Source organism: Cryptosporangium minutisporangium (assembly GCF_039536245.1).
In the GTDB taxonomy this organism is placed as follows: Bacteria; Actinomycetota; Actinomycetes; order Mycobacteriales; family Cryptosporangiaceae; genus Cryptosporangium; species Cryptosporangium minutisporangium.
Genome location: NZ_BAAAYN010000063.1, coordinates 23,569 through 37,974, shown reverse-complemented (window position 1 = coordinate 37,974; position 14,406 = coordinate 23,569). Strand labels below are relative to the sequence as shown.

The window sequence follows — 14,406 nt, the reverse complement described above, 5'->3', positions numbered from 1 at the left end:
GATCAGGCTAGTTTCGGTAACGGGAACAGAGAAGACAAAACTCCGTAACGACGGCGCGCCACCGCGACACACCGCGAACTCCACGAAACCACTAGGCATATCGTCCCAGGTGGGGCCCAATCCACGCGCCGCGACGGCGCGGCGAACCGCGTCGGCGCGCCGGAGCAACTCATCCCGGCGTGGCCAGGAGTTGTCCGCGGATTGGGATGGTAGAGCCTAGTACTCACGATGGACACGCTCAATCTCTACCTTCTCGCCGGTGCCGGGGTGCTGCTCGCCGCGGTCATCGCGGTCCGAGTGGCGTCCCGCGTCGGCATGCCCGGCCTGCTCGCGTTCCTGCTGGTCGGGATCGCGCTGGGGGAGTCCGGCGTCGGTATCCGGTTCGACGACGAGGAGCTCACCCAGCTCGTGGGCTTCGCCGCGCTCGCGGTGATCCTCGCCGAGGGTGGCCTGACCACTCGGTGGTCGGACATCCGGCCGGTGATCGGGCTGTCCGTCGTGCTCTCGACGCTGGGCGTGCTGACCAGCGTCGCAGCGGTCGCCGTCTGCGCGCACGTGGCGCTCGGCTTCGACTGGCGGCTGGGCATCCTGATCGGCGCGGTGGTGTCGTCGACCGACGCCGCCGCGGTGTTCTCCGTGCTCCGTCGGCTACCGCTGCGACGGCGGCTGAGCGCGACGCTGGAGGCCGAGTCCGGCTTCAACGACCCGCCGACCGTCATCCTGGTGACCGTCGTCGCGTCCGACGCCTGGGAGACGGCCTCCGGGTGGGAGGTCGGGGGCCTGGTGATCTACGAGCTGATCGCCGGTGCGCTGATCGGGCTGCTCGTGGGTTTCGCCGGACAGTGGCTGCTGAACCGGGTCGCGCTGCCCGCGTCCGGGCTCTACCCGGTGAGCGCGATCGCGATCCCGCTGCTGGCGTTCGGCGCGGCCGGACAGCTGCACGCGAGCGGGTTCCTCGCGGTCTACGTGGCCGGGCTGGTGCTGGGAAACGCATCGCTGCCGCACCGCAACGCCACGCTCGGCTTCGCCGAGGGCATCGCCTGGGTGGCCCAGATCGGGATGTTCGTACTGCTCGGCCTGCTCGCCAGCCCGACTCGGCTGGACGACGCCCTGGTCCCGGCCCTCGTGGTGGGCGGCGCGTTGCTCCTGGTCGGGCGTCCGCTTTCGGTGCTGGTCTCCGCTTTGCCGTTCCGGCTGCCGTGGCGAGAACAGGCGTTCCTGTCCTGGGCGGGGCTCCGCGGTGCGGTACCGATCGTGCTCGCGACGATCCCGGCGGTGGCACCGCTCTCCGGCCGTGCCCGCCTCTTCGACGTCGTCTTCCTCCTGGTGCTCGTGTTCACCATCGTGCAGGCGCCGACCCTGCCGTGGGTGGCGCGGCGGCTGGGGGTGGCCGCGCCGGACGAAGCCCGGGACATCGTCGTCGAAGCCGCGCCGCTCGACGAGCTGCGGGCCGACCTGCTGGCGGTGACGATCCCACCGCGCTCCCGGCTGGCCGGGGTCTGGGTGACCGACCTGCGGCTCCCCGACGGCGCGGTGGTGACGCTGCTCGTGCGCGACGGCCGCAGCACGGTGCCCGACCAGCACACCCGGTTCCGGGTGGGCGACCAGTTCCTCGTCGTCACCACGACGGCGGACCGGCGCGCCACCGAGCGGCGGCTGCGGGCGGTCAGCCGAGCCGGCCAGCTGGCTCGGTGGTGGGGCGAGCACGGCGGTGATGTGCCGGCACGGGGCGCGCAGCATCGCGGTTGACCGCGAGCGGGACGGGAAGTATTCAGTCGTGGACGACGACGACAACACCTCGGGACGGGCGCTGATCGAGCGCCTGCTGGGATATGCCGTCGACGAGGTGGCGGGCGCGATCGGCGCCGGCGTCAACTTCGTCCGTGACGGCCAGCCGAGCGTGTACTGCGCGATCGGGATCGCGGCGCCGCTCGACCGCCTGCAGTGGGAGCTGGGCGAGGGCCCGCTCGTGCAGGCGCATCGGACCGAGCGGACTGCACTGGTGCCGGACCTTCGGTCGGCCAACGAGTACCCGGACCTGTGCCGGGCTCTGAACGGCACCTACCTGCCCGGTCTGTCCGGATCGCTGGGGGCGGTTTCGATGCCCGGCTCGTGGGACGAGGGCGGCCCCTCCCAGTTCACGCTCTACCTCGATCGTGCGCCGAGCGAGAAGACCGTCGCGGTGCTCGACCGGATCGAGCCGATGGTCTCGCATGCGCTGGCCACCGTCGTGTTCTGCGAGCGCGAGTCGATGCGGGCCGACCAGATGGCGAAGATGGTTCAGTACCGGCGGGTGATCGAGCAGTGCAAGGGCGCCGTCATGGCGATGGCGGGCGTCTCGGCTCCGCAGGCGTTCGAAGCGCTCGACCGGGCCAGCCAGCGTTACAACGTGCGGCTGCGGGAGTTGGCGGTGGCGCTGGCCGAGCACGTGGGGAACGCACCGGCCGAGCATCCGGAGGACATCGGTCACGTGCTGGAGCCGACCGAGGCCGCGCGCAAGGCCGCCGCGGAGCTCTGGAGCGCGATCTGCCTCGCCGCCCGCTCCCGCTGAGTGACGCCGAATCCGTCTCCACCGCGCGCGTGGAGACGGATTCGGCGTGAGTGAGCGCGGGGAGCCTCAGCGGAGGCGCAGGATGGCGACGGACTCGGGTGGGAGGGTGCCGGTCCACTCGTCGGCGCCGTGGGAGTGGAAGAGCACCGCCTCGACCGATGCCGGGAGCGACACCGCCCGGGCGGCGGAGCCCAGATTCACCGCGACCGCGTGCCGCTCACCGCGGCGGACGACCATCCATCGGGCGTCCTCGTCGTAGAGCACGGCCACCCGGTCCAGCCGCGGATCGGTGAGGTCGGAGACCTCCCGGCGCAGGGCGATCAGCCGCCGGTAGACGTCCAGGACGCCGGCGTGCGGTGGCTTCGTCGGCTCCGACCAGTCGAGCTTGGAGCGCTCGAACGTCGCCGGGTCCTGCGGGTTCGGCACCTCGGCCTCGCCCCAGCCGTGCTCGGCGAACTCGGCTTTGCGCCCGGTCTCGACCGCGGTGGCGAGCTCCGGCTCCGGGTGGCTGGTGAAGAACTGCCAGGGCGTGCCCGCGCCCCACTCCTCACCCATGAACAGCATCGGCGTGAACGGCGACGTGAGCATCAGGGCCGCGCCGATCGTCAGCAGTTCCGGGGAGAGCGTCGCCGAGATCCGGTCACCGGTGGCGCGGTTACCGATCTGGTCGTGGTTCTGCAGGCACACCACGAAGCGGTAACCCGGGGTGTTGCGCCGGTCGACCGGGCGCCCGTGGACCCGTTGACGGAACGACGAGTACGTCCCGGCGTGGAAGTACGCGCCGGTCAACACCGCGGCGAGCGTCGCGAACGACCCGAAGTCCCCGTAGTAGCCGCTGCGTTCGCCGGTGAGCAGCGCGTGCAGCGCGTGGTGGACGTCGTCGTCCCAGGCGGCGGTGAGGCCGTAACCGCCCGCCTCGACCGGCGCCATCAGCTTCGGATCGTTGAGGTCGGACTCGGCGATCAGCGACAACGGCCGGCCGAGGTGCGTCGAGAGGACGTCGACCTCACGGGACGCCTCCTCCAGCAGGTGGGCGGCGCGGGTGTCGGCGAGCGCGTGGACCGCGTCCAGCCGCAGCGCGTCGACGTGGAAGTCGCGGAACCAGCCGAGGACGTTGTCGAGGATGTACCGGCGGACCTCGTTGGAGTCCCGCCCGTCGAGGTTGATCAGGTCGCCCCAGGTATTGGAGCCCTCCTTGAGGTACGGGCCGAACCGTGGCAGGTAGTTGCCGGACGGCCCGAGGTGGTTGTAGACGACGTCGAGCGCCACGCCGAGACCCTTGGCGTGGCACGCGTCGACGAAACGCTTCAGACCGTCCGGCCCGCCGTACTGCTCGTGCACCGCGTACCAGGCGACGCCGTCGTAACCCCAGTTGTAGGCACCGTTGAAGCCGTTCACCGGGAGCAGCTCGACCAGATCGACGCCGAGCTCCACCAGGTGGTCGAGGCGCTCGATCGCCGCGTCGAACGTGCCCTCGGGGGTGAACGTGCCGATGTGGAGCTCGTAGAGCACGCTGCCGGCGAGTTGGCGTCCGGTCCAGTGGTCGTCGGTCCACGCGTACGCCGAGTGGTCGTAGACGCGGCTCGGCTCGTGGACGCCGTTCGGCAGCCAGGCCGCGCGGGGGTCGGGGAGCGGCTGCGGGTCGTCGTCGAGGAGATAGGCGTAGTCGGTGCCCGGACCGGCGTCCGGGAGATCGACCCGCCACCAGCCGTCGGCGGCCTTCTGCAACTCAGTCATCGTCTCGCCGATCCGGATCCGGACCCGGGTCGGCTTGGGTGCCCACAGCTCGAACGTCGTCACGTGGGAGTCCTTCCCGATCGGAGCTCGGCGACTCGTGCCGACGAGCGGCTGGGTCAGGCTCGGGTCAGGAGGGCGACCGGGTAGCGGAACAGGATGTCGACGAGACCGACCGGGCCGTCCGCGCCCGCGGAGTAGGTCGCACCGGTGAGCGCGTCCTTCCAGTCGCCGTCCGGCAGTGCCAGCACGGTGTCACCCCAGCCACCCCGCCGCTCCAGCCCGACCGGCAGGCGGGTCGCCACGGTGATCGCCCCACCCCGGTCGTACGCGACCGCGTGCTCGGCCGCCGACCCGGACACCCCGACCGGCGTGTACGAGCCGAACAGTTCCGGCCGGTCGCGCCGTAGCCGCAGGGCCCGCGAGGTGACGAGCAGCTTCGCCGCCCCCTCCGCGTCCACCGGCGGCAGCCAACCGTCGTCGAGCCGGGCCAGCAGCTTCCGCCGGGCGTCGAAGTCGACCGGTCGGCGGTTGTCCGGGTCGACCAGCGAGTTGTCCCACAGCTCGGTGCCTTGGTAGGTGTCCGGGATCCCCGGCATCGTCAGCTGCACCAGCTTCTGCCCGAGCGCGTTCACCCAGCCGTACGGCGTGATCCGCTGCGCGAACGCCGTCACGTCCGACGACGCGAGAGCGGCGTCGACCGCGGCGTCCAAGGCGGCCTCGAACTCCTCGTTCTGGTCGTTCCACGACGTGACCGTCCGCGCTTCCCGCGCCGACTTCTGCATCGCGGCCTTCAGCCGCGACGCGTCGATCGGCCAGGTGGCCACCACCGACTGGTACAGCAGGTGCGCGATCGCCCCGTCCGACACCGGCACGACGTCCCGCCAGCGCCGGACGGCCGCTGCCCACTCGTCCGGGATCTCCGAGAGCACCGCCAGCCGGGCCCGCACGTCCTCGGACCGCTTGGTGTCGTGCGTCGAGAGCGTCGTCATGCCGCGCGGCCAGATGTCCTGCCGCGCCCGGGCCGCCGCGTGCCACTCGGAGACCGACCCGCCGAACTTCGTCGGGTCACCGCCCACCTCGTTGAGCGCGACGAACCGCGTCCACCGGTAGAACGCGGTGTCCTCGGCGCCCTTGGCCATGACCGCACCCGACGTCTGCTGGAACCGGATCGCCAGCTCGTCGTCCGGGTCGGCCAGGCGGGGCTCCAGCGCGTCCAGCGCCGGGCCGAGGTCCGGACGCTTCTCCCGGGCCGCCGCGAGCGCCTGCGAGAGGTGGTCGACCCCGAACGGCAAGTAGGACCGGTACACCGGGAACACCGCCAGCAGCTCGGCCAGCGCCGCTTCGACCTCCGGCACGACCGGCTCGGCCGCCGACGCTCCGGCCGCCAGCCGCGCGAGGCGGCGCAGCTCGGCCCGGAGCATACCGGTCGCCACGTCCTTCTTCGACGCGTACAGCAGGCCCGGGTAGTCGGTCTCGACGCCGGTGACCTCGGTGTCCAGCGCAGTGAACGCGTCCTCGCCCGCCGGGTCCACGAACAGCGCACCGACCTCGCCGAGCGCGTCGTAGCCGGTCAGGCCGTCGATCGGCCACTCCGGCAGCGCTTCGCCCGGCTCGGCGATCTTCTCCACCACGAGCCACGCGTCGGGCGCGCCGATCCGCAGGCGCTGGAGGTACTCGCCCGGGTCGCGGAGGCCGTCCGGGTGGTCGACGCGGATCCCGTCCAGGCCGCCCTCGGCGTACCAGCGGAGGATCTCGCCGTGGGTGGCGTTGAAGACGGTCGGGTCCTCCACCCGGAGCCCGGCCAGGTCGGTGATCGCGAAGAACCGCCGGTAGGTGATCTCGGCGTCTCCCCGACGCCAGTCGACCAGGCGGTAGTGCTGCCGGTCGTGCACGTCCTGCGGCGAACCGCCCTCGGTTCCCGGAGCGACGGGGTACCGGTGCTCGTAGTACCGCAGCTCGCCGTCCTCCACGGTGAGCGCGGAGACGTCCGCGTCCGATCCCAGCACCGGGATCAGCAGCGGCCCGCGGTCCCAGTCGATGTCGAACCAGCGCGCGTGGTCGGACTCCCGGCCGTGCTTCAGCACGTCCCACCAGGCCGGGTTGGCCTCCGGAACCGCGACGCCCGCGTGGTTCGGCACGATGTCGACGACGAGCCCGAGCTCCTTCGCGCGCAGCGCTTCCACCAGCGCGCGCAGTCCGTCGGCGCCGCCCAGATCGGTGTTCACCCTCGAGTGGTCGACGACGTCGTACCCGTGCAGCGACCCGGGCGCGGACTGCAGCAGCGGCGCCGAGTACAGCTGCGTCGCGCCGAGGTCGGACAGGTAGTCGGCGAGCCCGGCGGCGGCCCGCAGGTCGAACGCCGGCTGGACCTGGACCCGGTAGGTACCGCGCACGTCTCCCATCAGACGTCCCGCTGCAGGACGAGGAGCGAGCGGGCCTCCACGGTTATCTGACCGCTGGCCTCGGCCACCCGGCCCGCGCGTTCGGCCGGTGACGCGGTGTCGATCGCGACCTTCCACTTGGCGGCGAACTCGCTCGGCGGCATAGTGAAGTCGATCGCCTCCCAGTGCGCGTTGAAGCACAGGACAAACGAGTCGTCGATGATCTGGTCGCCCTGCGGCCCCAGCTCGCGGATGCCGTTCCCGTTCAGGTACAGCATGATCGCCCGGCCGAAGTCGCTTTCCCAGTCGTCCTCGGTCATCTCCCGCCCGTCCGGCGTGAACCATTCGATGTCGTTGAGCGGCTTCCCGGCGCCACGGCGGACCGGGCGGCCGTCGAAGAACCGGCGGCGGCGGAACACGGGGTGCTCCGCCCGGAACTGGGCCAGCTTGCGCACGAAGTCGATCAGCTGCTCGTCGGCGTCGCGCCAATCGACCCAGGCCAGCTCGCTGTCCTGGCAGTAGGCGTTGTTGTTGCCCCGCTGGGTGCGGCCCAGCTCGTCGCCGTGGCCGATCATCGGGACGCCCTGGGAGAGCAGCATCGTCGCCAGGAAGTTCCGCCGCTGCCTGGCCCGCAGCTCGAGGACGTCCTTGTCGTCGGTGGGGCCTTCGACGCCGCAGTTCCAGGACCGGTTGTGGCTCTCGCCGTCGTTGTTGCCCTCGCCGTTGGCCTCGTTGTGCTTCTCGTTGTAGGAGACCAGGTCGTTCAGCGTGAACCCGTCGTGGCAGGTGACGAAGTTGATGCTGGCCACCGGCCGGCGTCCGTCGTGCTGGTAGAGGTCGGCCGACCCGGAGATCCGGGACGCGAACTCGCCGAGCGTGCCCGGCTCGCCGCGCCAGAAGTCCCGGACCGTGTCGCGGTACCGGCCGTTCCACTCGGTCCACAGCGGCGGGAAGTTGCCGACCTGATATCCGCCGGGTCCGACGTCCCACGGCTCGGCGATCAGCTTCACCTGGCTGACGATCGGGTCCTGCTGGATGACCTCGAAGAACGTCGAGAGGCGGTCGACGTCGTAGAACTCACGGGCCAGCGTCGCGGCCAGGTCGAAGCGGAAGCCGTCGACGTGCATCTCGGTGACCCAGTACCGCAGCGAGTCCATGATCAGCTGCAGCGAGTGCGGCTGCCGCACGTTGAGGCTGTTGCCGGTACCGGTGTAGTCCATGTAGTACTCCGGCTGGTCGTCGACCAGCCGGTAGTAGGTGCGGTTGTCGATCCCGCGGAAGCTCAGCGTGGGCCCGAGGTGGTTGCCCTCGGCGGTGTGGTTGTAGACGACGTCCAGGATCACTTCGATGTCGGCGGCGTGCAGCGCCTTGACCATCGCGCGGAACTCCTGGACCTGCTGCCCGCGGGTGCCGGTGCTGCTGTAGCCGGAGTACGGCGCGAGGAAGCCGATCGTGTTGTACCCCCAGTAGTTCCGGAGGCCCTTCTCGACCAGGTAGTGGTCGTGCACGAAGTGATGCACCGGCATCAGCTCGAGCGCGGTGACGCCCAGCTTCTTGAGGTGCTCGATCACCGAGGCGTGGCCGATCCCGGCGTACGTACCGCGGAGCGCCTTCGGCACGCCGGGGTGCTTCATCGTCAGCCCACGGACGTGCGTCTCGTAGATCACCGTCTCGTGGTACTGGTGCCGGGGGGAGCGGTCCTCCGCCCAGTCGAAGTACGGGTTCGCGACCACACACTTCGGCAGGTGCGCGGCCGAGTCGGAGTCGGAGCGCTCGGACGGGGCGTCGAACCGGTAACCGAACAGCGAGTCGTCCCAGTCGACGTCGCCGTCGATCGCCTTCGCGTACGGGTCGAGCAGCAGCTTGTTCGGGTTGCAGCGCACGCCCGACTGCGGGTCGTGCGGCCCGTGCACCCGGAAGCCGTACCGCTGGCCCGGCTGGACACCGGCGAGGTAGCCGTGCCAGACGAACCCGTCGACCTCGGGCAGGGCGTACCGCTCCTCGACGCCGCTGTCGTCGAACAGGCAGACCTCGACCTTGCTCGCCGCCTCCGAGAAGAGGGCGAAGTTCGTGCCGACGCCGTCGTAGGTCGCACCCAAGGGGTAACTGGTGCCGGCCCACACCTGCATCGTGCCTCCTCGTCGAACGTGCTGTCGGTACCGCGCCGGCTCGTGGTGGTCACCCACCGATCCGCATCGATCCAGCGGGCCCCTGGCAAGGGTCGCTGGCGAGGGTCGCGAAAGCAGTCCTGCCCCGAGTCGGCCAGGTGCAATCCTCCGCCTTCCGCCCTGCTCCTTCCCGACCGGGGTCACCCCTGCGTCCGTTCCTGGTCACTCGGCGTGTGACCCCGGGTGCGTGCGTCCGGGCGCGCACCGGGTAGCAACGCGCTGTGGAACCTCTGGTGCTCATCCTGGTCTTGCTGCTCAGCGTCGTACTCGTCAGCCCGCTGGCGGACCGCTTCGGTATGCCCGCTCCGGTGGCGTTGACACTGGTCGGAGCCGTCTTGGCGACCCTTCCCGGCGCGCCGGGCGAGTTGATCGAGCCGCACCTGGTGCTTCCGCTGTTCCTGCCGCCGCTGCTGTTCGCGGCCGCACAGCGCAGCTCGCGGCGGAACTTCACCCGGAACTGGAAGGTCCTGCTCGCGCTCGCGGTCGGGTTGGTGCTGGTGACGACCGGGGTGGTCGCGCTGGTGGCGCGCTGGGTCGACCCCAGCCTGACCGTCTGGGCCGCGATCGCGTTGGGAGCGATCGTCTCGCCACCCGACCCGGTGGCGGCCACATCGTTGGCCGGGCGGCTCGGGCTGCCGAAGCGGCTGGTCGCGGTGTTGGAGGGCGAGGGGCTGATCAACGACGCGGTTGCGCTGGTGCTCTACACGACCGCGGTCTCGGCCGCGATGACCGACTCGTTCTCGCTCCCGGACGCCGTCGGCATGCTGGCCGTCTCGATGCTGGTCGCCCCGCTGGTGGGTCTGGCGGTCGGGTGGGTGGGGCGGACGTTGATCAGCCGGTTGTCCGATCCGCGCGCGGAGGTCGGGCTGTCGCTGTTGCTGCCGTACGCCGCCTACCTCGGGCTGGAGGAACTCGGCGGATCGGGGGTGCTGGCGGTGGTGGTGGCCGGTCTGATGCTCGGCCAGGCCGGCAGCGGCGCGTACACCGGTGCCGGGTTCCTGGCCGGCGGCACGGTCTGGCGGGTGGCCGACTGGCTGGTCGGCGGCTTCGCGTTCGGTCTGGTGGGCTTCGAGTTGGTCCGCGTCGTGGCCGACCCGGACGTGCCGACCTACGGCGCCGGGGTGGCGGGAGCGGTCTGCCTGGCCGCGATCGTGACCCGCGGGCTGTTCGTGCTGCCCCTGGGGTGGGTCGCCGGACGGCGGATGCGCCGCAGTGCGGCGTCGCACGGCTGGCGGGAGTCGGTGGTCGTGTCCTGGGCCGGCATGCGCGGGGTGGTCACGCTGGCGACCGCGCTGGCGCTCCCGGACGACTTCCCCGGGCGTCCGGTGGTGCTGTTCGCGGCGATCGCGGTCGTCGTGGTGACGCTGGTCGGGCAGGGGTTGACGCTGCCCTGGGTGGTCCGGTCGCTGGGTGTGCGGTCCTCGGAGGAGGAGCGCGACGAGATGGACCGCGCCCGTTCGTTGGCGGCCGGTGCGGCGCTCGCGCGCCTGGAGGAACTGCACGCCGACGGCCGGGTGGACGACGAGGTGGCCGACGTCGTCCGGCGCCGATACGCCCACGCGGTACCGGGCCTGCGGCAAGACCTGCCGGCCGAGGTGCGACAGCGGATCCTCGACGTCACGAAGGTCTCCAGGCACCTGCGGGACGCCGAACAGGCGGCGGTGCTCGGTCTGCGCAGCGACGGCGAGGTGAGCGTCGAAGCCGCCGATCGCGTCCTCCGCGACATCGCGGCCCGGTCCGTCCGCGACACGTACCACACGTCGTGAACCTGCCCAGGGCGAGACGCAACGCAAGTGCGCCCGACGCGCACCCCGCACCGGACCCCGGCGGCCCGATCTCCCCGATGCAGTCGCGCCGACCCACCGGGAGAAACCATGCCGTCCGACCACCTGTTCGCCGCCGCTTCCGTCGGCAACCACCCCAGCTCCGTCGCCGAGGTCCCGGTGGTCCGGGACCGCCGTCGCCGCGGCCAGCAGGTCGAACTGGTCGGCACGATCCACACGATCGACGTCGTCGAGAACACCGTGACGATCGTCGACAGCCAGGACGGTCGCCGGGTCCACCCGGAGCTGACCGTTCGGCTCACCGCCCACGCCACGATCACCGTCGACGGCAAGCGCCGGGTCCTGTCCTCCCTCCCGGTCGGCCAGAAGCTCATCGTCACCGGCGTGCTGGACGGCGCGGTGCTGACCTCCAGCGAGGTCCACGCCCTCACGCTCACCGGCCTGTTCGCGGTCTGACGTCGAAACCCCCACCGGGACCCCGCGCACCGCGCGGGGTTCCGGTCGTTCGTCTGCTTCCCAGAACGGACGTCCGGAACGGTTTGCCCGCCGGATCGCTCGGGCACCTCGTCGGAGCGACTGGAGCCGACCGAAGGAGACGACGGCCATGCCGACAGCGACCGGTGCCCCCGTAGTCGTGGTGACCGGTGCCAGTGCGGGCGTGGGCCGCGCCGCCGTGTCGGCGTTCGCCCGACGGGGAGCGGCGCTCGGGTTGATCGCCCGCGGACAGGCCGGGCTCTCGGCGGCCTGCGGCGAGGCGCTCGACCAGGGCGCGGCCGCCGCGCTCGTCGTCCGGACCGACGTCTCCGACGCGGACGCCGTCGAGGCGGCCGCCACCCGCATCGAAGCCGAGCTCGGCCCGATCGACGTCTGGGTGAACAACGCGATGGCCAGCGTGTTCGCTTACACCTGGGACGTCACCCCGGCGGAGTTCAAGCGCGTCACCGAGGTCACCTACCTCGGCTACGTCAACGGCACGCTCGCTGCGCTGAAACGAATGCGATCTCGCGACCACGGCACGATCGTCCAGGTCGGCTCGTCGCTGGCCTACCGGGCGATTCCGCTGCAGGCGCCGTACTGCGGCTCGAAACACGCGGTCGAAGGATTCACCGAGTCGCTCCGGGTGGAGCTGCGGGCGACCGGCAGCAACGTCCGGATCAGCCAGGTGAACCTGCCGGCGATGAACACGCCCCAGTTCGGCTGGGTCCGGACCCGGCTGCCGCGCCACCCCCAGCCGGTGCCGCCGATCTACCAGCCGGAGGTCGGTGCGGAGGCGATCGTCCGCGCCGCGGAGACCGGGCAGCGGATCCTCGACGTCGGCCTGATCACGGTCGCCACCCGCTGGGGCCAGAAGCTCATTCCCCGCCTGCTCGACCACTACCTCGCGCGCAACGGCGTCGACAGTCAGCAGACGCCGGACCGGATCGATGCCGGAGCGTGGAAGGACAACCTCACCCGGCCGTTGGACGACGTCCAGGACCGCGGTGCGCACGGTATCTTCGGCGACCAGGCCAAGACACACAGCTGGCAGGCCTGGGCCGCCGGACGTAAACCCCTGGTACTGATCGCCGGCGGAGCGGTGGTGGCCGCCGCTACCGCACCGGCGCTGATCGCGAGGGCCCGCCGATGACTGAGTTCACCCGATCCGCAGGGCCCACCGAGACCGTCGACGCCGTCGTCGTCGGTGGTGGTCACAACGGGCTCGTCGCGGCGAACCTGCTCGCCGACGAGGGCTGGCACGTGCTGGTACTGGAGGCCGCGGAGGAGCCCGGCGGGGCGGTCCGCACCGACGAGATCAGCCCCGGCTATCTGGCCGACCTCTGCAGCGCCTTCTACCCGCTCGGTGGCGTATCCCCGGTGCTGGCCGGCCTCGAACTGGAGCAGCACGGTCTGCACTGGATCCACGCGCCGCTCGTGCTCGCGCACGTGCTCCCGGACGACCGGGCCGCGGTGATCTCCCGCGACCTCGAGGAGACCGCGGCTTCGGTGGACGCGTTCGCGCCCGGCGACGGCGACGCGTGGCTGCGCGAGGCGGACCGGTTCCGCCAGGTGGCCGACCAGCTCCTCAACGCGCTGTTCCAGCCGTTCCCCCCGGTCCGCGCGGCGACCGGCCTGCTCCGCTCGCTCGGCGTCGCGGACGCCCTGCGGTTCGCGCGGTTCGCGGTGCAGCCGGTCAAGCAGTACACGGCCGAGACCTTCTCTGGCGAGGGCGCGAAGGTCCTGCTCGCCGGCAACGCGCTCCACACCGATCTGCAGCCGGAGAGCGCCGCCAGCTCGATCTTCGGGTGGTTGCTGGCGATGCTCGGGCAGTTCCAGGGCTTCCCGGTGCCCGAGGGTGGCGCAGGGACGCTCACCGGAGCGCTGGTGTCCCGGTTGAACGCGGCTGGCGGGCAGTTGCGCTGCAACGAACCCGTCGACCGGGTGCTGGTGGCGCAGGGCCGGGCGGTCGGCGTGCGGACGGCGTCCGGAGCCTTGATCCAGGCGCGGAAGGCGGTGCTGGCCGACGTCGCCGCGCCGCACCTCTACCGCGAGCTGGTCGGTGACCGCCACCTGCCGCCCCGCCTGCGCGACGATCTGGACCGCTTCGCCTGGGACAACGCGATCATCAAGATCGACTGGGCACTGTCCGGACCGGTGCCGTGGACCGCGGAGGCCGCCCGCCGGGCCGGCACCGTCCACCTCGGCGTCGACTTCGACGGCCTCACCCAGTACGGCGCCGACCTCGCCCGCCGGAAGATCCCCGAGCAGCCGTTCTGCCTCGCCGGGCAGATGGCGGTGGCCGACCCGTCCCGGACGCCGCCCGGCGGCGAGTCGCTCTGGGCGTACACGCACGTGCCGCACGGGCACGACTGGAAGCCGGGCGAGCTCGAACGGCACGCCGACCGCGTCCAAGCACTGTTCGAGCGGCACGCCCCCGGGTTCGCCGATCGGATCGTCGCCCGGCGGGTGCTCAGCACCACCGACGTCACCCACGGGAACCCGTCGCTTCCGGAGGGCTCGGCGAACCTGGGCACCGCGGCGATCCATCAGCAGCTGTTCTTCCGGCCGGTGCCGGGGCTCGGTCGTCCGGACACGCCGATCGACCGGTTGTACCTGGCGAGCGCGTCGGCGCATCCCGGCGGAGGAGTGCACGGCGGTCCGGGCAGCAACGCGGCGAAGGCCGCACTCCTCCGGAACTCGCTGGGCGGATCCGCGTACGCCGCGCTGATCCGGTCCGCGAACCGAGCGGTGTACCGCTGACCTCCCGCCGCGGGAGGTGACTACGTCGCGCGCGCGCCGCCCATGGTGTACCGGCCGTCGTGGACAGCTCGGTCGGCCAGCCGTTTGAGCGACTCCCGGTTGCGGGCGTTGAGCGCCGGCGCGATCAGCGGCTCGGGAAGCAGCTTCCCGGGGCCGTCGACGAGCTCCTCGGACATCGCCGCGAGCGTGCCGCCGTCGCCGTGGGGCTCCAGCTCGACCTTGACGATCCCGCCGAAGAGCGGCCAGACCTTCACCTTCAGGACGATCCGCTGGTTCGGCTCGCACTCCAGGACCACGGACTCGTCCTTGATCATCAACGGCCAGCCGCCGACGCTGTGGTGGATCTTCGTTCCCGGAGTCGGGAAGCCTTGGTCGACGTCCCGGATGTGGCTGGCGCCGACCACCCAGCTGGCGTAAGCCCAGCCGTCGGAGAGCACTGCGAACACCCGTTCCGGGCTAGCGGGAATGGTCAAACGCACCGTTTGCATGCGGTGGATCTACCCAACTCGGACGCGCTCAAAAGTCTGTCCGGCTATCGACGTATCGGG

The 14,406-nt window shown here is 71.5% G+C and carries 10 protein-coding genes; 6 read left to right on the top strand and 4 right to left on the bottom strand.

Annotated features, from left to right (window positions below; genetic code table 11):
• Positions 1-228: 228 nt before the first annotated feature.
• Together ABEB28_RS38180 and ABEB28_RS38175 are read left to right on the top strand one after the other, a co-directional pair.
• Complete coding sequence (locus tag ABEB28_RS38180; RefSeq protein ID WP_345733182.1) at positions 229-1,749, top strand: potassium/proton antiporter; 1,521 nt, start codon at positions 229-231, stop codon at positions 1,747-1,749.
• A gap of 28 nt (positions 1,750-1,777) precedes the next feature.
• Entirely contained in the window at positions 1,778-2,551 is a 774-nt protein-coding gene (locus ABEB28_RS38175) for an ANTAR domain-containing protein (RefSeq protein ID WP_345733181.1), read from the top strand.
• A gap of 66 nt (positions 2,552-2,617) precedes the next feature.
• On the opposite strand, the gene treZ is transcribed toward ABEB28_RS38175, so the two are convergent.
• From treZ to glgX, 3 genes are read right to left on the bottom strand one after another with little or no spacing between them, the layout of a single operon-like run.
• Positions 2,618-4,351 carry a malto-oligosyltrehalose trehalohydrolase gene (treZ, locus tag ABEB28_RS38170; protein ID WP_345733180.1) on the bottom strand — a complete coding sequence of 578 codons (1,734 nt, stop codon included), beginning with the start codon at positions 4,349-4,351 and terminating at the stop codon, positions 2,618-2,620.
• 53 nt (positions 4,352-4,404) lie between these two features.
• Complete coding sequence (gene treY / locus ABEB28_RS38165) at positions 4,405-6,690, bottom strand: malto-oligosyltrehalose synthase (protein ID WP_345733179.1); 2,286 nt, start codon at positions 6,688-6,690, stop codon at positions 4,405-4,407.
• Positions 6,690-8,798 (bottom strand): glycogen debranching protein GlgX, encoded by a 2,109-nt coding sequence (glgX, locus tag ABEB28_RS38160; protein ID WP_345733178.1) that lies wholly within the window; start codon positions 8,796-8,798, stop codon positions 6,690-6,692. Before glgX ends, treY begins: the two co-directional genes overlap by 1 nt.
• A 260-nt stretch (positions 8,799-9,058) precedes the next feature.
• On the opposite strand from glgX, the gene ABEB28_RS38155 reads away from it, so the two are divergent.
• The 4 genes from ABEB28_RS38155 to ABEB28_RS38140 all read left to right on the top strand — a co-directional run bounded on the left by ABEB28_RS38155 (position 9,059) and on the right by ABEB28_RS38140 (position 13,858).
• Positions 9,059-10,603 carry a Na+/H+ antiporter gene (locus tag ABEB28_RS38155; protein ID WP_345733177.1) on the top strand — a complete coding sequence of 515 codons (1,545 nt, stop codon included), beginning with the start codon at positions 9,059-9,061 and terminating at the stop codon, positions 10,601-10,603.
• Positions 10,604-10,711: 108 nt separating this feature from the next.
• Positions 10,712-11,077 (top strand): hypothetical protein, encoded by a 366-nt coding sequence (locus tag ABEB28_RS38150; protein WP_345733176.1) that lies wholly within the window; start codon positions 10,712-10,714, stop codon positions 11,075-11,077.
• Between the two features lie 148 nt (positions 11,078-11,225).
• Positions 11,226-12,248 carry an SDR family oxidoreductase gene (locus ABEB28_RS38145; RefSeq protein WP_345733175.1) on the top strand — a complete coding sequence of 341 codons (1,023 nt, stop codon included), beginning with the start codon at positions 11,226-11,228 and terminating at the stop codon, positions 12,246-12,248.
• Positions 12,245-13,858 carry a phytoene desaturase family protein gene (locus tag ABEB28_RS38140; RefSeq protein ID WP_345733174.1) on the top strand — a complete coding sequence of 538 codons (1,614 nt, stop codon included), beginning with the start codon at positions 12,245-12,247 and terminating at the stop codon, positions 13,856-13,858. Before ABEB28_RS38145 ends, ABEB28_RS38140 begins: the two co-directional genes overlap by 4 nt.
• Before the next feature lie 20 nt (positions 13,859-13,878).
• Here ABEB28_RS38140 and ABEB28_RS38135 read toward each other — a convergent pair whose 3' ends face one another.
• A complete protein-coding gene (locus tag ABEB28_RS38135; protein ID WP_376981357.1) occupies positions 13,879-14,304 on the bottom strand; it encodes an SRPBCC family protein in 426 nt (141 codons plus the stop codon).
• Positions 14,305-14,406 lie beyond the last annotated feature (102 nt).

What these genes read in the sequence shown, in the direction of transcription:
- ABEB28_RS38140 (WP_345733174.1), top strand. Translation starts at nt 12,245, where the DNA reads ATGACTGAGTTCACCCGATCCGCAGGGCCCACCGAGACCGTCGACGCC.
- ABEB28_RS38150 (WP_345733176.1), top strand. Translation starts at nt 10,712, where the DNA reads ATGCCGTCCGACCACCTGTTCGCCGCCGCTTCCGTCGGCAACCACCCC.
- treY (WP_345733179.1), bottom strand. Translation starts at nt 6,690, where the DNA reads ATGGGAGACGTGCGCGGTACCTACCGGGTCCAGGTCCAGCCGGCGTTC.
- ABEB28_RS38145 (WP_345733175.1), top strand. Translation starts at nt 11,226, where the DNA reads ATGCCGACAGCGACCGGTGCCCCCGTAGTCGTGGTGACCGGTGCCAGT.
- ABEB28_RS38180 (WP_345733182.1), top strand. Translation starts at nt 229, where the DNA reads ATGGACACGCTCAATCTCTACCTTCTCGCCGGTGCCGGGGTGCTGCTC.
- glgX (WP_345733178.1), bottom strand. Translation starts at nt 8,798, where the DNA reads ATGCAGGTGTGGGCCGGCACCAGTTACCCCTTGGGTGCGACCTACGAC.